Raw genomic sequence first — 23,930 nt, forward strand, 5'->3', positions numbered from 1 at the left:
AAAAGGAGCTTGATTTTGCCGGTCACCAATCGACGTCAGTTCATTAAACTCAGTGCGCAAACCGCAGGAGCCGTATTCGCGATGACTTCATTACCCAACAGTATCCGCCTGGCGATGGCGGCGGAAGGCGGCGCGGCCGCCGGCGATGAATTCCTGTGGCTGGAAGAGCTGCAGGGTAAAAAAGCGCTGCAATGGGTGCAGCAGGAAAATCAGCGCACCGTGGCGCGTTTCGGCCAGGGCGAAGACTTTCAGCGCATTGAACGCGAGGTGTTGGATATCCTCAATAAAGACACCCAAATCCCGTGGGTGAGCAAGCGCGGCGAGTACTATTACAACTTCTGGCAGGATCAGGCCAACCCGCGCGGCCTGCTGCGGCGCACCACGCTGGACGAGTACCGCAAGGCCAAACCGGCCTGGGAGACGGTGCTGGATATCGATGCGTTGGGCAAGGCGGAAGGCAAGGATTGGGTCTATCAGGGCTCGCAACCGCTGGCGCCGGAATACCGCTATTGCCTGATGCAGCTGTCGCCGGACGGCGGTGATGCCACCGAAATCCGCGAATTCGATCTGGTGGCCAAACGTTTCGTCAAGGACGGCTTCAACGTGCCGGTGGCGAAAAGCCGGGTCTCCTGGGTCGATCGGGACACGCTGTTCATCGCCACCGATTTCGGCCCCGGATCGATGACCCAGTCCGGTTACGCGCGCATCGCCAAACGCTGGCGGCGCGGCACGCCGCTGAGCGCCGCCGAAACGCTGTACGAAGCGCAGCCCGAGGACATGGCGGTCTTCGCCTATCACGATCGCACGCCGGGCTTTGAGCGCGATTTCGTCGGCCGCAGCCTGGATTTCTATCGCCGCGACTATTTCCTGCTGATGCAGGACGGCCGGCAGAAAAAAATCGATATCCCGGCCGACGCCGAGCTGGACACGCATCGGGAATGGCTGCTGATCAAACCGAGCAGCGACTGGGAGGTGGGCGGCAAGCGTTATCCGTCCGGCGCGCTGCTGGCGGCCAACTTCGATGACTATCTGGCGGGCAAGCGCGAGCTGCAGCTGTTGTTTACCCCGACGGCGGAGCAGGCGCTGAGCGGCTACAGCGGCACCCGCGATCATCTGATCCTCAGCATCATGGATAACGTGGTCAACCGTCTGGAAGTGCTGACGCCGCAGGGCGGCAGCTGGCAACGTCGCCCGCTGGGCAACCCCGGCGCCATCAGCACCCTTTCCGCCGGCGGCATCGACGAAGAGAGCAACGCCTATTTCTTGACCGTCAGCGGGTTCCTGCAGCCGACCTCGCTGTACATGGGCAATCTCGACGGCGGTGAGGCGACGCTGCTGAAACAGGCGCCGCAGGATTTTGACGCGTCAGGCTACCAGGTGAGCCAGCATTTTGCGCGTTCCAAGGACGGCACCCGCGTGCCGTATTTCCAGATTGCCGCCAAAGATCTCAAACCGGACGGCAGCACACCGACGCTGTTGTATGGCTACGGCGGGTTTGAAGTGCCGCTGCTGCCGGGCTATCTCGGCGGCAAGGCGCCGGCCTGGTTGGAACGCGGTGGGGTGTACGTGGTGGCCAACATCCGCGGCGGCGGCGAATACGGCCCGGCCTGGCACCAGGCGGCGCTCAAGCAGAACCGCCATCGCGCCTACGAGGATTTCGCCGCCGTGGCCGAAGATCTCATCGCCCGCAAGGTGACCTCGGCGCCGCATCTGGGGGCACGCGGCGGCAGCAACGGCGGCCTGTTGGTGGGCAATATGCTGACGCTGTATCCGCAGCTGTTCGGCTGCATCGTCTGCGAAGTGCCGCTGCTGGACATGCAGCGTTATACCCAGCTTTCCGCCGGCGCGTCGTGGATCGCCGAATACGGTGACCCGAGCAAGCCGGAGGAGTGGGCCTACATCAAGACCTTCTCGCCGTACCACAATATTCAGGCGCAGACGGCCTATCCGCCGGTGCTGTTCTATACCGCGACCAGCGACGATCGGGTCAACCCGGCCCACGCCCGCAAAATGGCTGCGCGCATGCAGGCGATGGGGTATCAGCAGGCCTATTTCTATGAAAATACCGAAGGCGGGCACAGCGCCGCCGCCGACAAGCAACAGGCGGCGTTCCACAGCGCGCTGGTAAGCGAATTCATGTGGGCCAACCTGAGCGGCAAACCCAAGTCAGCGTAAGCCTTTTTCTTGCAGGCATAAAAAAACACCGGGGCGTTAACCCCGGTGTTTTTATTTACGCTCAATCTGCCGGCGATCAGCGAGCCGCGGTGGCTTCCTGCGCTTTCTGATTGGCGTCTTCGGTGGTGTCCAGCGTCATGCGGTACAGCTTCGGCGCGGTCAACATCATCAGGATAGCGATGACGGCGGTGACGATGCCGATCTGCATAAACACATGGCTGTAGATGGCCAGCGAAGCGTGCGCGTCGTTGATGTCGCTCGGGACGGCGGTCAGACCGGCAACCTTACCGGCGATCAGCGCGGCGGCGGCGGTGGTCAGGAACCAGGAGCCCATGATGAAGCCCATCAGACGCTGCGGCACCAGCTGTGCCACCATCGCCAGACCCAGGCCGGAAATCATCAGCTCGCCGATGCTCTGCAGCGCGTAGCTCAGGATCAGCCAGTTGACCGACACGATGCCCTGTTCGTTGGCGAAGCTGGCGCCCCATGGCAGCACCAGGAAGGCGCAGGAACACAGGATCATGCCGAAAGCGAACTTGTGCGGCATCGGCAGGCGATCGCCCATTTTGTTATACAGCGCGGCCAGAATCGGGCTGGCGAGCATGATCCAGAACGGGTTCAGCGCCTGATACTGCTCCGGCTCGAAGGCAACGCCGAAGATGCTGTGTTCCACGTTATGGATGGCGAAGAAGTTCAGCGAGGTTGGCATCTGGCTGTACAGCACGAAGAACACCACCGCTTCCAGCATCAGCAGGAAGGCGACGATCATCTTGCGGCGTGCGGCGCCGTGCAGGGCGAAGGTTTCCTTGGCGAACACCAATACGATGCCGGCGGAAACCAGGGCCAGCGCCCAGCGCGCGATCACCTGGTTGTGCAGCAGCCAGCTGGACACGGCGATCAGCGCCACGATGCCGACCAGCACCATCAGCAGTTTCGGCAGATGCAGCGGCTTGAAGTCAGGCTTGGAACCGTTTTCCTTCACCCACTTGTGGCACATCATAAAGTTGACCAGGGTGATCAGCATGCCGACCACGCTCAGGGAGAACGCCACGCTCCAGCCGTATTTTGCCGCCAGCCACGGAGTCGCCAGCATGGAGAAGAAGGAACCGATGTTCACCGACATGTAGTACATGGTGAAGGCGCCGTCGATACGCGGATCGTCTTTCTCATAGCAGGTGGACAGCAGGGAGGATGGGTTGGCCTTGAACAGGCCGCTGCCCACGGCGATGGTCGCCATACCCATGTAGACCCAGAAGATGTCGTGGCCGGAGTAGGCCACCATGGCGTAACCGGCGGCCAGCACCAGCGCGCCGAGCACGATCACGCGTTTGGCGCCCAGCACCTTGTCGCCCAGCCAGCCGCCGATGGCGACGAAGCCGTATACCAAGGCGCTGAAGGAAGAGAACAGGGTGATGGAGTCGGCTTCGCTCATGCCGAGCATCTTGACCAGATAAACCGCCATGATGCCCTGCAGGCCGTAATAGCCGAAACGCTCCCACAGTTCGATCGAGAAGATCAGATAGAACGCTTTCGGTTGTTTGAACGCGTTAAGGCTAACGCTCTCCGGGTGTTGGTTGTTTGCTGTTGACACTGGTACCTCTGTTTTTTCACAGCCCGTCTTTGGAGGACGGGAAAGTACAAAAGTTGATGCGGAACGGCATCCTTTTGCGTTGTTATAGGATGGGGACGGCGGTTAATGTTCACTATCTTTGTCAACGTGGCAAGCAGTTTGTCATATTCGGTTACATTTAACGCCCACAGGATTATGCTGCGATGTTGCAAATGTTATGCAGTATTAACTTTCGGGTTTTAATGGTTTGCCGATTTTTTGTTTTGATTAAAAGCTATACGGATTTTAAACAGGGATATATTCTGCTGAATTGCTATTTCTTAGCGCATCAGTGTATGTACGGTTATTAATCCGTTGGAATGTTGTGTATATGGCCCGTTTTGTAAAATTATAGAAATTTAGGAAAACGGGACTGGCATTTGTGAACGCCTTGTGATCCCGAAAGCGTGACGTTCACCGCAATTTTCGACTAATTTTTCGCTTGAAAATAATACGGCACTGAGTTTTTCACTGAAAACCGCGATAACGCCGGGGTTACTGCTGCGCGATATCACATTTCCGATAAAAAAGAGGCGTTGGCGGGGGAAAGGACGCGGTGGGGTACGGTTTGCCGCACCCCACAAACTCAGGATTCCGGATAAACCTTTTCTTTATACTCGCACAGGTCTTCGATAATGCAGGAGCCGCAGCGCGGTTTGCGCGCGATGCAGGTATAGCGGCCGTGCAGGATCAGCCAGTGGTGGCAATCGACCTTGAATTCGGCGGGCACCACCTTCAACAGCTTCTCTTCCACCTGATCGACGTTCTTGCCCGGCGCGAAGTGGGTGCGATTGCACACCCGGAAGATATGGGTGTCGACGGCGATGGTGGCCCAGCCGAAGGCGGTGTTGAGCACCACGTTGGCGGTCTTGCGGCCGACGCCGGGCAACGCTTCCAGCGCGGCACGGTCTTCCGGCACTTCGCCGCCGTGCAGCTCCAGCAGCATGCGGCTGGTTTTGATCACGTTTTCGGCCTTGCTGTTGAACAGGCCGATGGTCTTGATGTACTCCTTGACGCCATCAACCCCCAGCGCCAGCATGGCGGCGGGGGTGTTGGCGACCGGATAAAGCTTGGCGGTCGCCTTGTTGACGCTCACGTCGGTGGCTTGCGCAGACAGCAGCACCGCAATCAGCAGTTCAAACGGCGTGGTATACACCAGCTCGGTGGTCGGGTGCGGGTTGTTGTCGCGCAGCCGGGTCAGAATTTCCAGTCGCTTCTGCTTGTTCATCAGGCCTTCTCAGCACGTCCTTGTTCCAGCAGCGGTTCCACCGCCACGGCGCGGGCTTTGCGCGCCTTCATTTTTTCGTCGATCAGATATTTGACCGCCAGCAGCAGCCCCAGGCCGATAAAGGCGCCCGGCGGCAGCATCGCCAGCAGGAAGGGGCTGTCGAAATGCACCACTTCGATGCGCAGCGACTTGGCCCAGCCGCCCAGCAACTGATCGGCGCCGTCGAACAGCGTGCCGTTGCCCAACAGTTCGCGCATTGAGCCCAGCGTCACCATCACGCCGGTAGCGCCGAGGCCGATGGCCATGCCGTCCAGCGCCGAGAGGCCGACCGGCTTCTTGGCGGCCACCGCTTCGGCGCGGCCCACCACGATGCAGTTGGTCACGATCAACGGAATAAAGATGCCGAGCGACTGATACAGGCCGAAGGCATAGGCGTTGATCAGCATCTGCACGATGCTCACCACGGCGGCGATGATCATCACGTAGATAGGAATGCGCACCTCGCTCGGCACCCAGCGGCGCACCGCGGAGATGGAGGCGTTGGTCAGCGTCAGCACCAGCGTGGTAGCCAGCCCCAGGCCGAGCGCATTGGTGACGGTGGAGGTCACCGCCAGCAGCGGACACATGCCCAGCAGTTGTACCAGGGCGGAGTTGTTTTTCCACAGCCCCTGGACGATCAATTCTTTGGCTTCACTCATTCGCTGGCTCCACACGCAGGTAAGCTTTCAAGTTTAGGCGGCAGCGTTTCCATATACAACGCCGTGCGGCGTACCGCATTGACCACCGCTCGCGGGGTGATGGTGGCGCCGGTGAACTGATCGAACATGCCGCCGTCTTTCTTCACCGCCCAGCGCTTATCGTCCGGGCCTTCGATTTTCTTGCCGCTGAAGAAGGAAATCCAGTCGGAAATGCGCAGTTCGATTTTGTCCCCCAGCCCCGGGGTTTCGTGGTGCTCAATGACTCGGGTGCCGAGCACCGTGCCGTTGAAATCGGCGCCGACCAGCAGCTTGATGGCGCCGGAGTAGCCGTCCGGCGCGGTGGTTTCCAGCGCGGCGGCGGTCGGCTGCCCGTTTTTGCGCGCCAGGTACAAGCGGTGCGGCGCGCCGTCGCCCAGCGCCGGGTCGCTGACCAGGAAGCATTCGTTCTGCATGACGTTGTCGTAGTTTTCCGGCGGCACCACCTGATCGAGCAGCGCTTTTTGTTGCAGCGCCGCCTGATGGGCGATGGTGGTTTTCGTCAGGGCGTAGACCACGGCGGTCAGGCCGGTGGTGACCGCCGCGAAAACCGCCAGCGTGGTGCCGTGCTTTCTCATGGAATTCAGCATGGCGGCTCCTTAGCGATGGCCGTACACGCGCGGCTGCGTGTAGTGGTCGATTAACGGGACGGTGATGTTGGCGAGCAGCACGGCGAAGGCTACGCCGTCAGGGTAGCCGCCATAGACGCGGATCAGCCACACCAGCACGCCGATCAGCGCGCCGTAGATCAAACGGCCCTTCGGCGTAGTAGAGGCGCTGACCGGATCGGTGGCGATAAAGAACGCGCCCAGCATGCTGGCGCCGGAGAACAGGTGGATCAGCGGCGAAGCCTGATGCGCCGGATCGATCCACCAGGCCAGGCCGGAACAGAAGGCGATGGCGGCCAACATGCTGAAAGGGATCTGCCAATGGATCAGGCGGCGCGCCAGCATAAACAGGCCGCCGGCCAGGAAGCCGAGGTTGACCCACTGCCAGCCGATGCCGGCCAGGGCGCCGCCAAACAGCGGCTGCTGCAGCACCTGTTCCACGCTGTGGCCGCTGCGCAGGCCGGTTTTGAAGCCGTCGAGCGGCGTGGCCTGGCTGATGCCGTCCACGCCCATCTGCAGTTCGTGCAGCGTCGCGCCTTGCGAGGTATGGCCGCTGAAAATGGCCAGCAGCGTGTCGTGGAGCGAGAGTGCGGTGGCGCGCAGCTCATCCGGCGGCAGCCAGCTGGTCATCTGTACCGGGAAGGAGATCAGCAACACCACGTAACCGACCATTGCCGGGTTGAACGGGTTCTGCCCGAGGCCGCCGTACAGCTGCTTGGCGATGACGATGGCGAAGAAAGTACCGATGACGATCATCCACCAGGGGGCCAGCGGCGGCAGGCTGATACCGAGCAGCAGCGCGGTGAGCAGGGCGGAGTTATCCGCCAGCCGGCTGCGCACCGGCAGCTTGCGCAGCTTGAGGATCGCGCCTTCCGCCGCCAGCGCGACGATCGCCGCCAGCGCCACCTGAATCAATACGCCGTAGCCGAAGAACCAAATCTGTGCCGCGATGCCGGGAATGCACGCCAACATGACCCACAGCATGATGCGGCTGGTGCTTTGCTGGTTGTGGGTGAAAGGCGAGCTGGCGATGTGTAAGCCTTTGGCGGCTGTGGGTGATACCGGCCTGAACTTCATAGAGTAACGATACCTTCTGCGCCGCGCCTGCGGCAGTTTCGATGCGCCGTTCTGAAGGCGCGGCAAAAATGATAGCCGAGCATTCTACCTGATTCGATGCGAGGGTAATACGCCTTAATAATAGGGGTATTCAGCTTTTCGCATTCGCGGCGATCGGGGCAATGCAATTTGATTTTTTTTTGGCCGGAAAATGGGCTAACGTGAGGAATTGTCAGTGGAACTTGTGCCGCTAGCGACCGCAAAAAACCGGGTAACCGTATGAATGAGATATGATTTTTCTCCAAGTTTTCGCACAAAATAACAACTTTCACATAATCTGTGTAGGTTACTATCGCGACATTATTGAGTTAGTGAATCCATAATAATGACAAATGAAGACATTTTTTTTATTGAAGAGCTAATTGAGTGGGTGGAGATACATCTGGAGAAACGGCCAAACCTGGATGAAGTTGCGCGTATTTCGGGCTATTCCAAGTGGCATCTGCAGCGTAAATTCAAGCGTATTACCGGCATTCAACTCGCCACCTATATTCGTTCGCGCATCCTGACGCGCGCCGCGGTGGCGCTGCGCATCACCCGTCGCTCGATCATCGACATTTCTGATGAGCTGGGCTTCGACTCGCAGCAGACCTTTACCCGCATGTTCAAGCAGCGCTTCAACATCACCCCCAATCGCTACCGCGCGATGGAACACTGGGACGTGAAAAACCTGATGCCGCGCTTTAACTTCGAAGCCAGCTACGGTGCCGGTTATTATCCGGAGGTGAAGCGGCTGACGCTGCCCGAGATGCAACTGGTCGGCTTCACGCGCCGGCTGGATTTCGCCTCCGAGCAGGAGCTGGAGTACTCTTCCTGCATGGCGATGAAGGACGAGATTTTCAACGACTTCTTCAAGGGGTTGCACGTCGACTGCCGGCGGATTTACAGCATCTATTCCCCCCATGCCGGGGAAGGCGACGAGCTGTCATCCACGCTGGTGATGGCGGTCGATCCTGAACACAAAAAGGATATTCTTTCCAACCATCAGATAGACACCTTCCATCTGCCGAGCCGCGAGTTTATCTCCATCAACCATAAGGGCACGGCGAAAGAGTGTCTGCAGTTTTTCGGTTACCTGATATCGCATGTAATGCCAGGGCTGAAGGATGAGGTGCGCGGCAGTATGGAAATGGAGATCATTCAGACCAAAGAGTGGAATCCGGAATCTAAACTGCGTCAGATTGAGGTGGATTACACCTACCTGATCTCTATCGATTAAACGGCGCCCGGCGTAGGCCCGGCGCCGCTATCGATCATTTTTCTTCCGTTTCGGCCGCCAGCGATTCTCTGGCGGCTTTCTTCGCTTTGGCGCGGGCGATAGCCGCTGCCACCGCCGCCTTTCGCGGATCTTCCTCGGCGGTCGCCGGTGCCGTTTCCGCCGGTGCAGGGGCGTCCGCCTGCTGCGCCGCTTTCTTGGCTTTGGCGCGGGCGATAGCCGCCGCCACCGCCGCTTTACGCGGGTCTTCCTCAGTGGTTGTCGGCGTCGTTTCCGCCGGTGCAGGGGCATCCGCCTGCTGCGCCGCTTTCTTGGCTTTAGCGCGCGCGATAGCCGCTGCCACCGCCGCCTTGCGCGGATCTTCCTCGGCGGTTGCCGGCGCCGTTTCCGCCGATGCAGGGGCGTCCGCCTGCTGCGCCGCTTTCTTGGCTTTGGCGCGCGCGATAGCCGCTGCCACCGCCGCCTTGCGCGGGTCTTCCTCGGCGGTTGCCGGCGTCGTTTCCGCTGGAGCAGGAACGTCCGCCTGCTGTGCCGCTTTCTTGGCCTTTACACGCGCCAGAGCGGCAGCGACCGCGGCCTTGCGCGGGTCTTCCTCGGCGGTTGCTGGCGTCGTTTCCGCTGGAGCAGGAACGTCCGCCTGCTGCTCTGCTTTTTTGGCTTTGACGCGCGCCAGGGCGGCAGCGACCGCCGCCTTACGCGGATCGTCCTCTGTTACGGCAGGAGCAGTGCCATCTGCGGCTGGCGCTTCTTTGCGTGCTTTCACGCGGGCCAGCGCTGCGGCCACGGCGGCTTTGCGCGCGTCGTCGCCGGAAACGGCCGGTGAGGCTTGCTCTGCTTCGGCCGCCAACTGGGCTCGGCGTTCGCGCGCCTGCGCTTTACGCGCTTCGCGGGCGGCGATCATCTCGCTGTTATCCGGCTGCTGGCCGTCGACCGGCGTGACCGCCGCTTCGGCATTTTTGCTGCGCACGCGCGCCAACGCGGCCTGCACCGCGCCCTGATCGTCGTCGGTCAGTTTGACGGCGGCTTTTTTGTGCCGCTCTTCGCGCGCCAGCTTCTCGCGTTCCAGACGGGCCAGTTTGGCTTCGTAACGCGCCTTGGCCTCGGCGGTGCGCGCCGCCTCCAGATCGATAGCCTTGATCTCGGCCTTTTCCTGACGGTAGTACTGCACCAGCGGGATGTTGCTGGGGCAGACGAACGCGCAGGCGCCGCATTCGATGCAGTCGAACAGGTTATGGTTGCGCGCCTTGTCGTGCTCTTGTCCGCGGCTGAACCAGTACAGCTGCTGCGGCAGCAGCCCGGCAGGGCAAGCGTCTACGCACAGGCCGCAGCGGATGCAGGATTGCTCCGGCTCCTGCGGCGTCATTTCATCGACCGTCGGCGCCAGAATGCAGTTGCTGATCTTGACGATCGGTACATTCAGCGCGGGCAGGGTGAAGCCCATCAGCGGGCCGCCCATGACCACCATCTGCTGCGCCTGCGGGCGGAAACCGGCGAAGTCGAGCAGGTGCTGCACCGGCGTGCCGATGCGCGCCCACAGGTTGCCCGGGCGTTCGATAGCGTCGCCGGTCAGGGTCACCACGCGCTCAATCAGCGGTTCGCCGTCGACGATCGCTCGTTTGATGGCGAAGGCGGTGCCGACGTTCTGCATCAGCACGCCGATGGCGGAGGAGTGCTTGCCGTGCGGCACTTCCTTGCCGGTCAGGATCTTGGTCAGCTGCTTGGCGCCGCCGGACGGGTATTTGGTGGGGATAACGCGCAGCCCAATGCCGGACTGGCCGCGCAGCGCCTGCTTCAGCGCCGCGATCGCCTCCGGTTTATTGTCTTCGATGCCGATCAGCGTGACCTTGGGCTGCAGAATGTGTTGCAGGATCTGCGTGCCTTCGATGATCTGGTCGGCATGTTCCTGCATCAGGCGGTCGTCGGCGGTAATGTAAGGCTCGCACTCGGCGGCGTTGAGGATCAGCGTTTCCACGCCGCTCATGCCGCCCTGCAGTTTGCTGGCGGTCGGGAAACCGGCGCCGCCCAGACCGGCGATGCCGGCCTGATGAATACGTTGAATCAGCTCTGCGGCGGGCGCCTGGCGGTAGTCCGCCACCGGATCGCGCTCGCACCAGCGGTCTTCCCCGTCCGCCTCGATAATCACGCACAGTTCCGTCAGCCCGGAAGGGTGAGCGGTGATGTGCGGCGTGATGGCGCTGACGGTGCCCGAGGTTGGGGCGTGTACCGGCACGGTGCGGCCACGGCCGACGGTCAGCGGCTGGCCTTTCAACACCCGATCGCCGGCGTTGACGCACAGCTCGCCATCCGGCCCCAGATGCTGCTGCAGCGGAATGATAAAGGTCTTGGGCAGGGGAGCGACACGCAGCGGCGCACCGCTGGACTGCGTTTTCATTTCCGGTGGATGGATCCCGCCGTCGAAATCCCAGATCCGGTCTTTTTTAAAGGCGGCGAACAGATTAAGCATGTTGCTCCACGTGGATCACTTGCACCGGGATCGTCTTCATGTCCCACTTCCAGTTGGCAGTGGTGGTGGCGACCGGTCTCATTTCAATACAGTCGGTAGGGCAAGGGGCGACGCACAGATCGCAGCCGGTGCAGAGGTCGGTGATGACGGTGTGCATGGCGCGGGTGGCGCCGACGATGGCGTCCACCGGGCAGGCCTGAATACACTTGGTGCAGCCGATACAGTTGGCCTCGTCGATATAGGCCACTTTACGCTCCGGCTCGGCGGCGGCTTCGCTGCCCAGCGGCTGCGGCTCGACGTTGAGCAGCTCCGCCAGCTTCAGCATCACCTGTTCGCCACCCGGCGCGCATTTGTTGATCATCTCGCCGTTGGCCACCGCCTCGGCGTAGGGGCGGCAACCGGGGTAGCCGCACTGGCCGCACTGGCTCTGCGGCAGGATCGCGTCGACCTGCTCGGCGACCGGATCCTCTTCCACCTCAAAACGGCGCGCGGCGTAGCCCAACACCAGTCCGAACAGCAGGCCGAGCGCGCTTAAAGCCGCGATAGCTATCCACAACGCAGTCATTAGAATTTCACCAGCCCGGTAAAGCCCATAAAGGCCAGCGACATCAGCCCGGCGGTGATCAGCGCGATCGAGGAGCCGCGGAACGGCGCCGGCACGTCGGCGACCGCCAGGCGTTCGCGAATGGCGGCGAACAGCACCATGACCAGCGAGAAACCGGCGGCGGCGCTGAAGCCGTAAACGGCGGACTGCAGGAAGTTGTAGCCGAGGTTAACGTTAAGCAACGCCACGCCCAGCACCGCGCAGTTGGTGGTGATCAGCGGCAGGAAGATGCCCAGCAGGCGGTAGAGCGCCGGGCTGGTTTTGCGCACCACCATCTCGGTGAACTGCACGACGACGGCGATCACCAGAATGAAGGAGAGCGTGCGCAGGTACACCAGATCCAGCGGAACCAGAATAAAGGTGTTGATCACCCAGGCGCTGACGGAGGCCAGCGTCATAACGAAGGTGGTGGCCATTCCCATGCCGATGGCGCTTTCCAGCTTCTTGGAAACGCCGAGGAACGGGCACAGGCCAAGAAACTTCACCAGAACGAAGTTGTTCACCAGTACGGTGCCGACAAACAGGAGCAGGTATTCGGTCATTGCGATGCCTAAAAAAATAAAAGCCGCCTATTATCGGAAATCGGCGGCCGGACGACAACATATGAATCGCAGGGGTATTGCCTTTTTTGGTGAAAATTTACACAAATCACCCAATAAAACGTGCTGCAAGCGCCTTTAACGTTCGGTAAAGGTCCCTTTGACCCGCTGCGAGCGCTTGATGTAAGGCACCAGCAACGCCGCCATCAGCAGCGGCCAGCCGAGGCTGCGCACCGCCACTTCATCCGGCACCGGCGCGAAGGCGAAGGCTTTCACCGCCAGGATCACCGTGATCAGCAGCCACAGCAAGAACAGCTTGGGGAAGCGCTGCGAGCGCTGGCAAAACAGCCACAGCAGCCACAGGGTGAAGCACCACATCAAGAGCGTGGTCAGCACCGAAAAGTACCATTGCAGGGTAAACGCCTGGGCGTTGGTCAGCAGGTAGTCGCGCGACTCGGGCATAAAGATCGCCATGGCGTACAGGAGCAGCATCAGGCTGGCGCTGAGCAGGGTGACGATCAGATAGGCCATCGGGGCCAGCAACCAACCGCCGATACGAGAGTATTCAGCTTGAGACATAAAGGCTTCCTGATTGAAACGGGGATCACAGGCGGCATAGCTTAGCGGGTAATACCGGCTTCGTCATCTCTATCAACCGGATAGCTCGGCATCGCGGCGCGTGGCAGCACGTTTGGCTACTCGACGCCGTATTGAGCCTGCTTCAAATTAACATCTCATTTACTTCTTGTTCCATCCGGCCGCATGGTGTCAAATCGAAAGGTCTGTCGTGAGCCTGCAAGAGGAAATCCCATGGCTGAAAAAATTCGTGTTGGGCTGGTCGGTTACGGCTACGCCGGCAAAACCTTTCATGCGCCGCTGATCGCCGGTACGCCGGGGCTCGAGCTGGCCGCCGTCGCCAGCAGCGATGCCGGCAAAGTGCACGCCGACTGGCCGTCGATGGCGGTGGTGGGCGATGCGCAGGCGCTGTTCGCCGATCCGGCCCTCGATCTGATCGTTATTCCTACCCCCAACGATACCCATTTCCCGCTGGCGCAGCAGGCGCTGGCCGCCGGCAAGCACGTGGTGGTGGATAAACCGTTTACCGTGACATTGTCACAAGCGCAGGCGCTGCAACAGCAGGCGCAGCAGAGCGGTTTGCTGCTGTCGGTATTTCACAACCGCCGCTGGGACAGCGACTTCCTTACCCTGAAAGCGCTGCTGAATGAGGGGGCGCTGGGCGAGGCGGTCTATTTCGAGTCGCATTTCGATCGCTACCGGCCGCAGGTGCGCCAGCGCTGGCGCGAACAAGGCGGCGTCGGCAGCGGAATCTGGTACGATTTAGGGCCGCATCTGCTCGATCAGGCGCTGCAGTTATTCGGCAAGCCCGACCGGCTGTTCGTCGATTTGGGGGAGCTGCGGCCGGGCGCGCAGGCGGTGGACTATTTCCACGCGCTGCTGAGCTATGGCAATCGCCGCGTGGTGCTGCACGCCAGCATGCTGGCGGCGGCGGAGAGCCCGCGCTACGTGGTGCACGGTACCCGCGGCAGCTATATCAAATACGGCCTGGACCCGCAGGAAGACCGGCTGAAGGCCGGCGAGCGCCTACCTCAGGCCGACTGGGGCTATGACATGCGCGACGGCGTGGTGACGCTGTCACGTGGCGATCTGCTGGCGGAGCAACCGCTGCTCAACATTCCCGGCAATTACCCGGCCTATTACGCCGCGGTGCGCGACGCGATCGCCGGCACAGGCGAAAACCCGGTGCCGGCCGCCGACGCCATTGCGGTGATGGCATTGATCGAACTGGGGTTGGAGTCGGCCCGGCTGCAGCAGGCGCTGCCGGTGGCCTGATACCGCCCGTTTCTCCAGTGGCCCGGCGCAACGTCGGGCCTTTTTACGACTTTACGTGCAAGGAAATCCGTTTCATGTCCTGGTTGCAGCGTTTGCGCATTGATAAATTTTTGCTGGTTCTGATTTTGGTGGTGATCGTCGCCTCGCTGTTCCCCTGCGAAGGCATCTGGAAAACCTTCTTTGAACACCTGACCACCGCCGCCATCGCGCTGCTGTTCTTTATGCACGGCGCCAAGCTGTCGCGCGAGGCGATCGTCGCCGGCATGAGCCACTGGAAGCTGCATCTGCTGGTGTTCCTCAGCACCTTTGCGCTGTTCCCGCTGCTTGGGCTGGCGATGAACCTGCTGGTGCCGGGCATCATGACGCCGACGGTCTATCTCGGCTTCCTCTACCTGTGCGCGCTGCCGGCCACGGTGCAATCGGCCATCGCCTTTACCTCGGCGGCGGGCGGCAACGTGGCGGCGGCGATCTGCAGCGCCTCGGCGTCGAGCATTCTCGGCGTGTTCCTGTCGCCGCTGCTGGTGGGGGCGTTGATGCATACCCGGGGCGGCAACACCGACGTGCTGCACGCCATCGGTTCAATCATTCTGCAGCTGATGGTGCCGTTCGTGGTTGGCCATCTGGCGCGGCCGCTGATCGGCAAGTGGGTCGATCGCCATCGCAAGCTGATCAACCTGACCGACCGTTCGTCGATCCTGCTGGTGGTGTACACCGCGTTCAGCGCGGCGGTGGTGGAAGGGATTTGGCACCGTATCGACGGCTGGTCGCTGCTGACCATCCTGGTGATGTCGCTGGTGCTGCTGACGGTGGTGTTGGTGATCAACACCTATGCGGCACGCTGGCTGGGCTTCAATACCGCCGATGAGATCACCATCGTTTTCTGCGGCTCGAAAAAGAGCCTGGCGAACGGCATCCCGATGGCCAACGTGCTGTTCCCGGCTGCAGCGGTGGGCGCCATGGTGCTGCCGCTGATGATTTTCCACCAGGTGCAGCTGATGGTGTGCGCGGTGCTGGCGCAGCGCTATGCGCGTAGAACCGCCAAACAGCGGGCCGAGGCGGAGGCGCTGGTGGCCAAATAGACCGCAGGCCGCTAACGGCAGCCCAGCGCGTCGAGCAGAAAGTCGGCGCGCTCGTCGGGTGAGGTGCGCGGCAGTTCCTGCAGCCGATAACCCGATCGGCGGTAGACGGCCAACATAGCTTGGTAGGTCTGCTCAGCTTCGGCGAAAGATTGTTTTCTCTCGCTGTCCTGCGCGTAGATCGCTCGCCACGGCGGGGCGATGAACACCGTATCGGCATAGCGAAAATCGCCGATCGCCGCGGTTAAGGGGGCGGGGATCGGCAACCCGCACAGCGTCAGGTAACCGGCGATATCCGGCAGGCCGCGATCGAAGAACCAGCAGGTTGCGCCCGTCGCTTCCCGCCATGAGCGCAGTTCCCAATCCAGCATCCGCTCGGCGAAAGCCTGGCGATCGCCCCATGGCAGCGCATTGCCGCCAATACTCACCTGATCCTGAATAATCGCCCGGCCCGCCTCCTGCGAATGCGGGTAACCGCGGCGATGAAGAACGTCGATGAGCGTGCTTTTGCCCGAACCCGGGCCGCCGGTCAGCACGATGCGGCGTAGTTTGTCAGACATACGGAATTCCTTTCTTGCGGCAGAGCTATGGGTGAAAACAGCGATAAAGACGAGCAGGCGGAAGAAAATGGGGGGTGAGAAGAAGGCGCCGTTTGGCGCCTTGGGGAGATTTAACCCTGAACTTTGGCGCGCAGCGCCTGTTTTTCCTGCTCGCTGAGGAAGGCCAGCTTCAGGCCGTTTTCCTGTGCGGTGCGGATTTCCTCCGGCGTCAGCCCGGCCTGCGGTGCGGCGACGCGGTATTCGTGCTCGATCTCGATGCCCTGAACCGCCGGATCGTCGGTGTTGATCGATGCCAGCACGCCGTGGCGCAGGAAGGTGGCCAGCGGATGCTGCGCCAGCGAAGGCACGGTGCTGGTCTGGATGTTGGAGGTCAGGCAGGATTCGATGCCGATGCCGTGTTCCGCCAGGAAGTCCATCAGCGCCGGATCTTCGACCGCTTTCACCCCGTGGCCGATACGCTCGGCGCCCAGTTCGCGGATCGCCTGCCAGATGCTTTCCGGGCCGGCGGCTTCGCCCGCGTGCACGGTGATGCGCAGGCCGGCGTCGCGCGCGCGGTTGAAGTGGTTGAGGAACAGGCTGCCGGGGAAGCCCAGCTCATCGCCCGCCAAATCCAGCGCGGTAATGCCGTCGCGGTGCGCCAGCAACCCTTCCAGTTCCTGCAGACAGGCGGCCTCGCCAAAGGTGCGGCTCATGATGCCGATCAGGCGAATGTCGATGTCGCGATCGCGGCAGCCCGAACGGATCCCGTCGATCACCGCTTCCACCACGCCGGCGACCGGCAGCTGGTGCTTCATCGCCATGTAGTAAGGGGAAAAACGCAGCTCGGCGTAGTGCAGGCCGGCGTTGGCGGCGTCTTCGACGTTTTCGTAGGCCACGCGGCGGCAGGCGTCCAGATCGCCCAGCACCGCTACGCCCCAGTCCAGTTTCTGCAGGAAGCTGACCAGATCCGGTTCGGCGTGGGTGATCTGCACGTGCGGGCGCAGGCTCTCCAAATCGTTGGCCGGCAGGGCGAGATTGAACTGGCGACCGAGGTCGAGAATGGTCTGCGCGCGGATGTTGCCGTCAAGATGGCGGTGAATGTCGGTAAGCGGTAGGCGGGGATCGATCATGCTGGGCACTCGCTAGTTTATCGTAGGTAAAGTGCAGAACAGTATAAAAACAAATGAATGAAACTTGCCATCTCGTTGCATAAAAAAGTGACTTGCATCACAAATAATGCGAGGTGTATCGCATTATTGTCGTGAATCAGGCTTTCAACACGCTGACGCCCGCCTGCTGCAACGGCGCGATCAATGCGTCGTCGGTGGCGCGTTCAACGATGATGGTATGCGCCAGCGTAATGTCACCGATCGCATACTGCGAGGCGGCGTTAAGCTTGGCGGCGGAAGCCAGCACCACGGTTTCCGCCGCGCGGGCCGCCAGCGCCCGCTTGATGTAGGCCTCTTCCAGATCGCCGGTGCTCAGCCCTGCAGTGGGGTGCACGCCGGTCACGCCCATAAAATAGAGATCGGCGCGAATATGCGACATCGCCTCCACCGCGGCGGCGCCGACGCTGACGATCGAATGCTTGTACAGCCGGCCGCCGATCAGGATCACCTCCACCGTGGGGTGATCGACCAGGCCCACGGCGACGCTGGGGCTGTGGGTGACGATGGTGGCGTTCAGGTTGAGCGGCAGCTGCCGGACCAGTTCTGCAGAGGTGGTGCCACCGTCGATAATCACTACCTGGCCGGGGGCGATCAGCGCCGCTGCGGCTTTGGCGATCGCGCGTTTGGCGCCGGATTCCAACTGATTGCGCTCGGCGAAGCTGGCAATGGCAGAGGAAACCGGCAGGGCGCCGCCATGTACCCGCTGCAGCAACCCCTCGGCGTCCAGTTCGCGCAGATCGCGCCGGACAGTATCTTCCGACAACCCAAACATTTCGCTGAGCTGCTTGGCCAACACCTGGCCGTCCTGGGCCAGTTTTTCCAGGATGATCTTCTTGCGCTGGCTGGTCAACATGGCCATTTTCCTCTCAAATTTGGGTTGCACGAAATTCCTTGATCATACACGAAACTGCACGATAGTATCAATTTCCTTCCTCTGGCGGAGTAAACCGATGATAGCCACCAAAGACAGGGTTCGCATTGTCGAAACCCGGGTGTTGTCCGATGACTGGTACCTGCTGAAAAAAACCACCTTTGATTTTCTGCGGCGCGACGGCGTTTGGCAGCGACAAAGCCGTGAGACCTACGATCGCGGCGATGGCGCGGTGATTTTGCTGTTCAACCGGCAGGCGCAAACGGTGATCCTGACGCGCCAGTTCCGTTTTCCGGTGTTCGTCAACGGCCATGACGGCATGTTGATTGAGGCCGCCGCCGGTTTGCTGGACAACGCGTCGCCGGAGGCGCGCATCCGCGCCGAAGCGGAAGAGGAAACCGGCTATTTCGTGCAGAGCGTGGAAAAGGTGTTCGAAGCCTACATGAGCCCAGGCTCGGTCACCGAGAAGCTGCACTTTTTCGTCGGCGAATATCAGGCGGGCGACCGCATCAACGAGGGCGGCGGGGTGGCGGCGGAGGGGGAAGATCTGGAGGTGCTCGAGCTGCCGCTGGCGCAAGCCCTGCAGGCGGTTCGCCAGGGCACGATCGTTGACGCCAAGACCATCATGCTGCTGCAGTTTGTCGCCTTGAACCGGACATTGGAGGAAGAACGATGAAAGCCCAACAAATCTTGATCGCCGGCCCCTATCGCAGCGGCACCGATGGCGATCCGCAGCGTATCGCCGCCAATCTGGCGCGCCTGGAACAGGCGGCGCTGGCGGTTTACCAGCGGGGGCACGTGCCGGTGATCGGCGAGTGGTTGGCGCTGCCTTTGGCGGCGGCGGCGGGTTCCACTCAGGTTGGCGATGCGGTGAGCGAGGCGTTTCTTTACCCGGTGGCCCACCGGCTGATTGCGCAGTGTCAGGCGGTGTATCGCATCGAAGGGGCGTCTGCGGGAGCCGATAACGACGTGCGGTTGGCCAACGAGTGGGGCCTGACGGTCTATCGCCGCCTGGAGGACATTCCGCCTGTTCAGGGGTAATCGAGGGGCGGGCAGAGGCTCGCCCCCTCGCGCTATTACTCGCCCAGCACCAACCGCAATCCGGCGATCAGCTTGTCCATGCCGGCCTCCAACTTGCTGCGCGGGCAGCCGACGTTGAGGCGCAGGAACCCGCGACCTTCCTCGCCGTAGGTAAAGCCCGGCATGATCGCCACCTTTTCGCGCTCGATCAGCACCTGCTGCAGCGCCCGATCGTCAACGGCCAACGGCCGCAGATCGATCCAGGCCAGGTAGGTGGCCTGCGGCGGGCGCCAGCCCAGCGCCGGAAACGCCTGTTCCAACCGCTCGGCGACGTAGGTCAGATTATCCTGCAGATAGTCGCGCAGGGAATCCAACCAGGGTTCTCCGTGGCGATAGGCGGCCACGTGCGCGGCGACCGCCAGCACCGCCGGCGAGGAGAGGCCGTCGCGGGCTTTGAGCTGCTGGAAGTAGGCTTCGCGGCTGGCGTCGTCGCTGATGAAGCCGTAGGCGCCGGTCAGCGCCGGGATATTGAAACTCTTGGAGCCGGAGGTCAGCAGGGCCCAGCTGCCGGTCGCCACCTGGCTCCACGGCGTATGGCGGTGTTCCCCCCAGACCATGTCCATGTGGATCTCATCGCTGATGACGCGCACGTCGTGGCGCTCGCACAGTTCGGCCATCTGTTGCAGCTCGTCGCGGCGCCACACTTTGCCGGTGGGGTTATGCGGGCTGCACAGCAGCAGGATCTTGGTCTGCGGCCGCGCCAGCAAGGCCTCAAGGTGCGCCATGTCGCAGCGCCAGTCGTCGCCGGCTTTTTGCAGCGGGCAGGCCAACAGCTGGCGCTGGTTGGCGAGGATCACCTTGTAGAAGGCGTCGTAGGCCGGAGTATGGGTCACCACGTAGTCGCCCGGTACGGACCATTGGCGGATCAGCTGCGCCGCCATGTAGATAACGGAAGGGCCGTACACCGCCGTTGCGGTGTCGATGGCGGCGTTGAAACGTTGCTGATACCAGTGGCGCAGCGCGCCGAGAAAATCCTCGTGCTGCCAGCGGCTGTAGCCCAGCACGCCGTGCTGCAGGCGCTGCTGCAACGCCTCGAGAATGCACGGCGCGGTGGCGAAATCCATATCGGAGATGGTGAACGGCAGCAGATCGGCGCTGCCGAAGCGATCGGCGATATAGTCCCACTGGGTGCACCAGGTGCCGTGGCGGTCGATCGGGGTGGCGAAATCAAACATGGGTGGCTCCCTGCAGCGCCGCGGCAGGTTGCGCCGTGGCTATCAGTGAGTCTAATTCATCCTTCACCGATTGCACCTGCGGGCCGATCACCACCTGCAGATTATGCTCGTTGAGATGCACCACGCCGATGGCGCGGTTGGCTTTCAGCGCCGCGTCGTCCACCCGGCTCATGTCGTTGACCGACAGGCGCAGGCGGGTGATGCAGTTATCCAGCGTGATGATGTTGTCCGGGCCGCCGAGCGCCGCCAAAATCGCCGGCACGTTGTAGCCGGATTTGCCCACCGTGCCGGCCGGCGCGCTCTGGCTGACGGCGCTGTCGCTTTCGCGGCCCGGCGTTTTGATGTTAAAGCGCTGGATGGCGAAGCGGAAAATGGCGTAATAGCCGACAAACCAGACGGCGGCCACCACCGGCACCAGATACCACTTGGTGGCGGTGCCGTGCAGAATGCCGAACACCACGAAGTCGATGATATTGCCGTCGGTGTTGCCGATGGTCACGCCCAGCAGCGCCATCACGGTAAAGCCCAACCCGGTGAGCAGCGCGTGGATCAGGTAGAGGAACGGCGCGACGAACAGGAACAGGAACTCGATCGGCTCGGTGGTGCCGCCGACCACGCAGGCCACCACGCCGGAAATCAACAGCCCTTTGATTTTATGGCGGTTCTCAGGTTTAGCGCAGTGATACATCGCCAGCGCCGCGCCCGGCAGCCCGCCGAGGAACGCCGGCATTTTACCCTGCGAAAGGAAGCGAGTGGCGCTCTCGGCGAAGCCGGTGGTGGTTGGGCAGGAGAGCTGCGCCTGGAAGATGGTCAGGGCGCCGCTGACGCTGTGGCCGCACACTTCCATCGTGCCGCCCGCCTCGGTAAAGCGGATCAGCGCCACCAGAATGTGCTGCAGGCCGAACGGCAGCAGCAAGCGTTCGCCGGTGCCGAACAGCATCGGGCCAAAGGCGCCGGCGCTGTTGATCACCCAGCCCAGCCCGGTGATGCCGGCGGCGAACCACGGCCAGATCAGCGGGATCACCAGGCCGCACAGGCCCAGCACCACGGTGGTGACGATCGGCACGAAGCGCGTGCCGCCAAAGAACGCCAGCGCGTCCGGCAGGCGGATAGTGTGGAAGCGTTCATGCAGGCGATAGACGATGATACCGACGATCACCGCGCCGAGGATGCCGGTATCGATCGACTGAACGCCGAGAATGTTCTGGATATTGTTGGCTTTCAGCACCAGCGGATCGCTGGTGGGCAGCACGCCGGCGGCGGTCAGGTAGAAATTGGTGCCCAAATTCAGCACGGCGAAGCCGACGAAGCCGGAGAAGGCGGCGACGCCCTTGTTTTCGCGCGCCATGCCCAGCGGAATGGCGATGGCGAACATCACCGGCAGGAAGCTGAAGGCGAAGGAACCTACCTTGCTCATCCAGGTAAAGATCAGCTGGAAGATCGGGTGGCCGATAAACGGCATCAGGGTGATCACGTCGCGGCTGCTCAGCGAGCTGCCGATCCCCAGCATGATGCCGCAGAAAGAGAGCAAGGCGACGGGCAACATGAAGGTTTTGCCCAGGCTCTGGAAGAACTCCCAGAGGGTGATTTTTGGTTTGTTGGCTGCTGACATAACCGACTTCTCCTGGCGAAAAGACGAGCAAAAAGGGGACTTCTGATTAGGTAAAAAGAAGATAAAACGTTTTACCTAGCAAAAATGCGCCGCCAATCACAAATCTGCCGCCCGGTTTTTGGCGACAATGCGGCAGGCAGTAAAACGTTTTACTGAGCTAACGGATTCGGTATACCCTTGATCATTACGGCGGGTTGCCCAGGAACGGGTTCGCAGAGACTATGAGCATCAAAAAAATCACCATCACCGATGTGGCGCAGCAGGCGGGCGTGTCGGTCACCACGGTTTCCCTGGTGTTGAGCGGCAAGGGGCGCATTTCGCCGACCACCGTCGAGAAGGTCAATCAGGCGATAGAGCAGCTGGGCTATGTACGCAATCGCCAGGCGGCGACGCTGCGCGGCGGGGAGTCCGGGGTGATTGGCCTTATTCTGCGCGACATCTGCGAACCCTTCTATGCCGAAATGACCGCCGGGCTGAGCGAAGCGCTGGAGGCGCACGACAAGCTGCTGTTTTTGACGCAGAGCGGGCGCGACGGCCAGGGCCTGCAGCGGGCGTTTGACGCGCTGCTGGCGCAGGGCGTCGACGGCATCGTGCTGGCGGGCGGCATTCGCGCGGCGGCGGGCCTGAAGGAGAAGGCGGCCGAGCAGGGCGTACCGCTGGTCTGCGTGGCGCGCTCCAGCGGTCTCGATGGCGTGGACGTGGTGCGGCCGGACAACATGCAGGCCGCCAAGCTGGCCACCGAATTTTTGATCAAGCGCGGCCACAGCCAAATCGCCTACCTCGGCGGCCAGAGCGATTCATTGACGCGCGCCGAGCGGCTGGGCGGCTTTTGCGCCACCCTGGTGCAGTACGGCCTGCCGTTTCGCAGCGAATGGATCGTCGAGTGCGATTGCCGGCAGCGCCAGGCGGCGGAAGCGGCGGAGCAACTGCTGCGCCATTACCCGAACATTACCGCCATCGTCTGCCACAAGGCGTCGGTGGCGCTCGGCGCCTATTTTGGCCTGGCGCGCAGCGGCCGCAGCATCGGTTCGGACGGGGTAGACGCCTACTACGGACGGCAGGTGGCGCTGATCGGCTTCGGTGACGTGCCGGAAGCCGAACTGACCGAGCCGCCGCTGACCTTCGTCTCCAGCTCGGCGCGGGAAGTGGGGCGCAGCGCCGCCGCGCGCCTGCTGCAGCGCATCGGTGACGCCGACCTGCCGGCGCAGAACGTCATTCTGCCGCCGACGCTGATCCGGCGCGGTTCCGCCTAGCCCTGCCGCTGTTCCTCTTCCGCCTCCCGGCGGATCCAGCCGATAAAGGTTTTCATCGCCGGCGTCAGATCCCGCGATTTCAAATGGGTCAGCCAATAGGCGCCGAGCGCGGCCTCGGCGGCAAACGGCCGCTGCAGCGCGCCGGCGGCCAGTTCGCGGCGGAACATGCTGACCGGCGCCAGCGCCACGCCGTCGCACTGGATAGCGCCTTCCACCATCAGCCTTGACGAGTCGAACACCGGGCCGTTGATCCGCCACGGCGTCACCTGTGCCGCCGCGAACCAGCGCTCCCATTCATCCTTGCGGTAGGTGCGCATCAGCTGCTCGTGCTGCAGATCCTGCGGCGTGCGCAGGCGCGTGGCGACCGCCGGCGGGCAGAGCACCGTCAGCGGAGCGTCGAACAGCTTGATATTGCAGGTGGCGGGCCAGAGCCCTTCGCCGAAGCGGATGGCGAAATCCATGCCGTCGGCCGACAGATTGACCAGGTTGTTGTGGGTGAGCACCCGCAGATCGATAAACGGGTGCGCCGTGCGGAACGCCGCCAGCCGCGGCATCAGCCAGCCGACGGCGAAGGTGCCGACCACCGCCACCGTCAGCACCTCGTGGAAATGCCCGCCTTCGAACTGCTGCAGCACCGCCTCGATGCGGTCGAAGGCGTCGCTCAATACCGGCAGCAGCGCCTGGCCCTCTTCGGTCAGATCCAGCCCGCGCGGCAGGCGGCGGAACAGCTGAATGCCCAGCTGTTCTTCCAGCATACGCACCTGCTGGCTGACGGCGGCCTGGGTGACGCGCAGCTCCAGACCGGCGCGGGTGAAGTTCAGGTGACGAGCGGAGGATTCGAACGCCCGCAGGGCGTTGAGGGGAAGTCGATTGCGCATTGTCGATAGCCATAAGTTTTTCTTTATGCTGGCTGAAATTATTATCGCTTGTCAACCCGGCGGCAAAATCCGATATTTGGCGCGGCTGCTCAGAGTGTCACGGCAGCCGTAAAGGAATGACATCATCAATCAG

At 62.1% G+C, this 23,930-nt stretch carries 22 protein-coding genes; 7 read left to right on the forward strand and 15 right to left on the reverse strand.

The window, feature by feature from the left end; all coding sequences use genetic code 11:
* The first annotated feature begins 81 nt into the window (after nucleotides 1-81).
* Nucleotides 82-2,175 carry a prolyl oligopeptidase family serine peptidase gene (locus V8N38_RS11415; RefSeq protein WP_084826311.1) on the forward strand — a complete coding sequence of 698 codons (2,094 nt, stop codon included), beginning with the start codon at nucleotides 82-84 and terminating at the stop codon, nucleotides 2,173-2,175.
* Nucleotides 2,176-2,251: 76 nt separating this feature from the next.
* Here V8N38_RS11415 and dtpA read toward each other — a convergent pair whose 3' ends face one another.
* The 5 genes from dtpA to rsxD form a co-directional block, all read right to left on the reverse strand.
* On the reverse strand, nucleotides 2,252-3,766 hold the full coding sequence (gene dtpA / locus V8N38_RS11420) for a dipeptide/tripeptide permease DtpA (RefSeq protein WP_038873079.1): 1,515 nt from the start codon (nucleotides 3,764-3,766) through the stop codon (nucleotides 2,252-2,254).
* A 604-nt stretch (nucleotides 3,767-4,370) separates the two neighbouring features.
* Nucleotides 4,371-5,012 carry an endonuclease III gene (gene nth, locus V8N38_RS11425; protein ID WP_147840030.1) on the reverse strand — a complete coding sequence of 214 codons (642 nt, stop codon included), beginning with the start codon at nucleotides 5,010-5,012 and terminating at the stop codon, nucleotides 4,371-4,373.
* Nucleotides 5,012-5,710: an electron transport complex subunit E gene (locus V8N38_RS11430; RefSeq protein WP_038873082.1), complete on the reverse strand. Its 699-nt coding sequence runs from the start codon at nucleotides 5,708-5,710 to the stop codon at nucleotides 5,012-5,014. The genes nth and V8N38_RS11430 overlap by 1 nt, the downstream gene beginning before the upstream one ends.
* Nucleotides 5,707-6,336 (reverse strand): electron transport complex subunit RsxG, encoded by a 630-nt coding sequence (gene rsxG / locus V8N38_RS11435; protein WP_033652583.1) that lies wholly within the window; start codon nucleotides 6,334-6,336, stop codon nucleotides 5,707-5,709. Before rsxG ends, V8N38_RS11430 begins: the two co-directional genes overlap by 4 nt.
* A gap of 9 nt (nucleotides 6,337-6,345) precedes the next feature.
* Nucleotides 6,346-7,431, reverse strand: coding sequence for an electron transport complex subunit RsxD (gene rsxD, locus V8N38_RS11440; RefSeq protein WP_048233608.1), 1,086 nt, complete (start codon nucleotides 7,429-7,431; stop codon nucleotides 6,346-6,348).
* Nucleotides 7,432-7,795: 364 nt separating this feature from the next.
* Between rsxD and V8N38_RS11445 the strand changes: the two genes are divergently transcribed.
* A complete protein-coding gene (locus V8N38_RS11445) occupies nucleotides 7,796-8,689 on the forward strand; it encodes a helix-turn-helix domain-containing protein (protein ID WP_084826310.1) in 894 nt (297 codons plus the stop codon).
* A 34-nt stretch (nucleotides 8,690-8,723) separates the two neighbouring features.
* Here V8N38_RS11445 and rsxC read toward each other — a convergent pair whose 3' ends face one another.
* The 4 genes from rsxC to V8N38_RS11465 all read right to left on the reverse strand — a co-directional run bounded on the left by rsxC (nucleotide 8,724) and on the right by V8N38_RS11465 (nucleotide 12,872).
* Complete coding sequence (gene rsxC / locus V8N38_RS11450; RefSeq protein WP_147840029.1) at nucleotides 8,724-11,150, reverse strand: electron transport complex subunit RsxC; 2,427 nt, start codon at nucleotides 11,148-11,150, stop codon at nucleotides 8,724-8,726.
* The gene (gene rsxB, locus V8N38_RS11455) at nucleotides 11,143-11,715 is read right to left on the reverse strand and encodes an electron transport complex subunit RsxB (protein ID WP_004938428.1); all 573 of its coding nucleotides are present in this window, start codon (nucleotides 11,713-11,715) and stop codon (nucleotides 11,143-11,145) included. The genes rsxC and rsxB overlap by 8 nt, the downstream gene beginning before the upstream one ends.
* Complete coding sequence (gene rsxA / locus V8N38_RS11460; RefSeq protein WP_004938443.1) at nucleotides 11,715-12,296, reverse strand: electron transport complex subunit RsxA; 582 nt, start codon at nucleotides 12,294-12,296, stop codon at nucleotides 11,715-11,717. The genes rsxB and rsxA overlap by 1 nt, the downstream gene beginning before the upstream one ends.
* A gap of 135 nt (nucleotides 12,297-12,431) precedes the next feature.
* Nucleotides 12,432-12,872, reverse strand: coding sequence for a DUF2569 domain-containing protein (locus V8N38_RS11465; RefSeq protein ID WP_047567683.1), 441 nt, complete (start codon nucleotides 12,870-12,872; stop codon nucleotides 12,432-12,434).
* A gap of 231 nt (nucleotides 12,873-13,103) precedes the next feature.
* Here V8N38_RS11465 and V8N38_RS11470 point away from each other — a divergent pair, with 231 nt between their 5' ends.
* Both V8N38_RS11470 and V8N38_RS11475 read left to right on the forward strand, forming a co-directional pair.
* Nucleotides 13,104-14,144 carry an oxidoreductase gene (locus V8N38_RS11470; RefSeq protein ID WP_147840028.1) on the forward strand — a complete coding sequence of 347 codons (1,041 nt, stop codon included), beginning with the start codon at nucleotides 13,104-13,106 and terminating at the stop codon, nucleotides 14,142-14,144.
* A 74-nt stretch (nucleotides 14,145-14,218) separates the two neighbouring features.
* Nucleotides 14,219-15,223 carry a bile acid:sodium symporter family protein gene (locus tag V8N38_RS11475; protein WP_147840027.1) on the forward strand — a complete coding sequence of 335 codons (1,005 nt, stop codon included), beginning with the start codon at nucleotides 14,219-14,221 and terminating at the stop codon, nucleotides 15,221-15,223.
* An 11-nt stretch (nucleotides 15,224-15,234) separates the two neighbouring features.
* Here the strand turns inward: V8N38_RS11475 and V8N38_RS11480 are convergent, their stop codons facing one another.
* From V8N38_RS11480 to V8N38_RS11490, 3 genes are all read right to left on the reverse strand, one after another.
* Entirely contained in the window at nucleotides 15,235-15,780 is a 546-nt protein-coding gene (locus tag V8N38_RS11480; protein ID WP_064291058.1) for an AAA family ATPase, read from the reverse strand.
* Nucleotides 15,781-15,890: 110 nt separating this feature from the next.
* Nucleotides 15,891-16,889: an adenosine deaminase gene (gene add, locus V8N38_RS11485; protein ID WP_019455941.1), complete on the reverse strand. Its 999-nt coding sequence runs from the start codon at nucleotides 16,887-16,889 to the stop codon at nucleotides 15,891-15,893.
* Between the two features lie 136 nt (nucleotides 16,890-17,025).
* A complete protein-coding gene (locus V8N38_RS11490) occupies nucleotides 17,026-17,781 on the reverse strand; it encodes a DeoR/GlpR family DNA-binding transcription regulator (RefSeq protein WP_049201919.1) in 756 nt (251 codons plus the stop codon).
* 97 nt (nucleotides 17,782-17,878) lie between these two features.
* Between V8N38_RS11490 and V8N38_RS11495 the strand changes: the two genes are divergently transcribed.
* Together V8N38_RS11495 and V8N38_RS11500 are read left to right on the forward strand one after the other, a co-directional pair.
* Entirely contained in the window at nucleotides 17,879-18,475 is a 597-nt protein-coding gene (locus V8N38_RS11495) for an NUDIX domain-containing protein (protein WP_060419136.1), read from the forward strand.
* Nucleotides 18,472-18,840: a hypothetical protein gene (locus V8N38_RS11500; RefSeq protein ID WP_060419134.1), complete on the forward strand. Its 369-nt coding sequence runs from the start codon at nucleotides 18,472-18,474 to the stop codon at nucleotides 18,838-18,840. The genes V8N38_RS11495 and V8N38_RS11500 overlap by 4 nt, the downstream gene beginning before the upstream one ends.
* A 35-nt stretch (nucleotides 18,841-18,875) precedes the next feature.
* Here the strand turns inward: V8N38_RS11500 and V8N38_RS11505 are convergent, their stop codons facing one another.
* Both V8N38_RS11505 and malX read right to left on the reverse strand, forming a co-directional pair.
* Nucleotides 18,876-20,054, reverse strand: a complete 1,179-nt coding sequence (locus V8N38_RS11505) for a MalY/PatB family protein (RefSeq protein WP_064291056.1) — start codon at nucleotides 20,052-20,054, stop codon at nucleotides 18,876-18,878.
* Complete coding sequence (gene malX / locus V8N38_RS11510) at nucleotides 20,047-21,666, reverse strand: maltose/glucose-specific PTS transporter subunit IIBC (RefSeq protein ID WP_147840026.1); 1,620 nt, start codon at nucleotides 21,664-21,666, stop codon at nucleotides 20,047-20,049. The genes V8N38_RS11505 and malX overlap by 8 nt, the downstream gene beginning before the upstream one ends.
* A gap of 221 nt (nucleotides 21,667-21,887) precedes the next feature.
* Here malX and V8N38_RS11515 point away from each other — a divergent pair, with 221 nt between their 5' ends.
* Nucleotides 21,888-22,919 (forward strand): Mal regulon transcriptional regulator MalI, encoded by a 1,032-nt coding sequence (locus V8N38_RS11515; RefSeq protein ID WP_033648213.1) that lies wholly within the window; start codon nucleotides 21,888-21,890, stop codon nucleotides 22,917-22,919.
* On the opposite strand, the gene V8N38_RS11520 is transcribed toward V8N38_RS11515, so the two are convergent.
* The gene (locus tag V8N38_RS11520) at nucleotides 22,916-23,797 is read right to left on the reverse strand and encodes a LysR family transcriptional regulator (protein ID WP_147840025.1); all 882 of its coding nucleotides are present in this window, start codon (nucleotides 23,795-23,797) and stop codon (nucleotides 22,916-22,918) included. The two genes, V8N38_RS11515 and V8N38_RS11520, sit on opposite strands and share 4 nt — an antisense overlap.
* Nucleotides 23,798-23,930 lie beyond the last annotated feature (133 nt).

This window comes from Serratia nevei (genome assembly GCF_037948395.1).
In the GTDB taxonomy this organism is placed as follows: Bacteria; Pseudomonadota; Gammaproteobacteria; order Enterobacterales; family Enterobacteriaceae; genus Serratia; species Serratia nevei.

What these genes read in the sequence shown, in the direction of transcription:
- V8N38_RS11415 (WP_084826311.1), top strand. Translation starts at nt 82, where the DNA reads ATGACTTCATTACCCAACAGTATCCGCCTGGCGATGGCGGCGGAAGGC.
- nth (WP_147840030.1), bottom strand. Translation starts at nt 5,012, where the DNA reads ATGAACAAGCAGAAGCGACTGGAAATTCTGACCCGGCTGCGCGACAAC.
- V8N38_RS11430 (WP_038873082.1), bottom strand. Translation starts at nt 5,710, where the DNA reads ATGAGTGAAGCCAAAGAATTGATCGTCCAGGGGCTGTGGAAAAACAAC.
- rsxG (WP_033652583.1), bottom strand. Translation starts at nt 6,336, where the DNA reads ATGCTGAATTCCATGAGAAAGCACGGCACCACGCTGGCGGTTTTCGCG.
- rsxD (WP_048233608.1), bottom strand. Translation starts at nt 7,431, where the DNA reads ATGAAGTTCAGGCCGGTATCACCCACAGCCGCCAAAGGCTTACACATC.
- V8N38_RS11445 (WP_084826310.1), top strand. Translation starts at nt 7,796, where the DNA reads ATGACAAATGAAGACATTTTTTTTATTGAAGAGCTAATTGAGTGGGTG.
- rsxC (WP_147840029.1), bottom strand. Translation starts at nt 11,150, where the DNA reads ATGCTTAATCTGTTCGCCGCCTTTAAAAAAGACCGGATCTGGGATTTC.
- rsxB (WP_004938428.1), bottom strand. Translation starts at nt 11,715, where the DNA reads ATGACTGCGTTGTGGATAGCTATCGCGGCTTTAAGCGCGCTCGGCCTG.
- rsxA (WP_004938443.1), bottom strand. Translation starts at nt 12,296, where the DNA reads ATGACCGAATACCTGCTCCTGTTTGTCGGCACCGTACTGGTGAACAAC.
- V8N38_RS11465 (WP_047567683.1), bottom strand. Translation starts at nt 12,872, where the DNA reads ATGTCTCAAGCTGAATACTCTCGTATCGGCGGTTGGTTGCTGGCCCCG.
- V8N38_RS11470 (WP_147840028.1), top strand. Translation starts at nt 13,104, where the DNA reads ATGGCTGAAAAAATTCGTGTTGGGCTGGTCGGTTACGGCTACGCCGGC.
- V8N38_RS11475 (WP_147840027.1), top strand. Translation starts at nt 14,219, where the DNA reads ATGTCCTGGTTGCAGCGTTTGCGCATTGATAAATTTTTGCTGGTTCTG.
- V8N38_RS11480 (WP_064291058.1), bottom strand. Translation starts at nt 15,780, where the DNA reads ATGTCTGACAAACTACGCCGCATCGTGCTGACCGGCGGCCCGGGTTCG.
- add (WP_019455941.1), bottom strand. Translation starts at nt 16,889, where the DNA reads ATGATCGATCCCCGCCTACCGCTTACCGACATTCACCGCCATCTTGAC.
- V8N38_RS11490 (WP_049201919.1), bottom strand. Translation starts at nt 17,781, where the DNA reads ATGTTGACCAGCCAGCGCAAGAAGATCATCCTGGAAAAACTGGCCCAG.
- V8N38_RS11495 (WP_060419136.1), top strand. Translation starts at nt 17,879, where the DNA reads ATGATAGCCACCAAAGACAGGGTTCGCATTGTCGAAACCCGGGTGTTG.
- V8N38_RS11500 (WP_060419134.1), top strand. Translation starts at nt 18,472, where the DNA reads ATGAAAGCCCAACAAATCTTGATCGCCGGCCCCTATCGCAGCGGCACC.
- V8N38_RS11505 (WP_064291056.1), bottom strand. Translation starts at nt 20,054, where the DNA reads ATGTTTGATTTCGCCACCCCGATCGACCGCCACGGCACCTGGTGCACC.
- malX (WP_147840026.1), bottom strand. Translation starts at nt 21,666, where the DNA reads ATGTCAGCAGCCAACAAACCAAAAATCACCCTCTGGGAGTTCTTCCAG.
- V8N38_RS11515 (WP_033648213.1), top strand. Translation starts at nt 21,888, where the DNA reads ATGAGCATCAAAAAAATCACCATCACCGATGTGGCGCAGCAGGCGGGC.
- V8N38_RS11520 (WP_147840025.1), bottom strand. Translation starts at nt 23,797, where the DNA reads ATGCGCAATCGACTTCCCCTCAACGCCCTGCGGGCGTTCGAATCCTCC.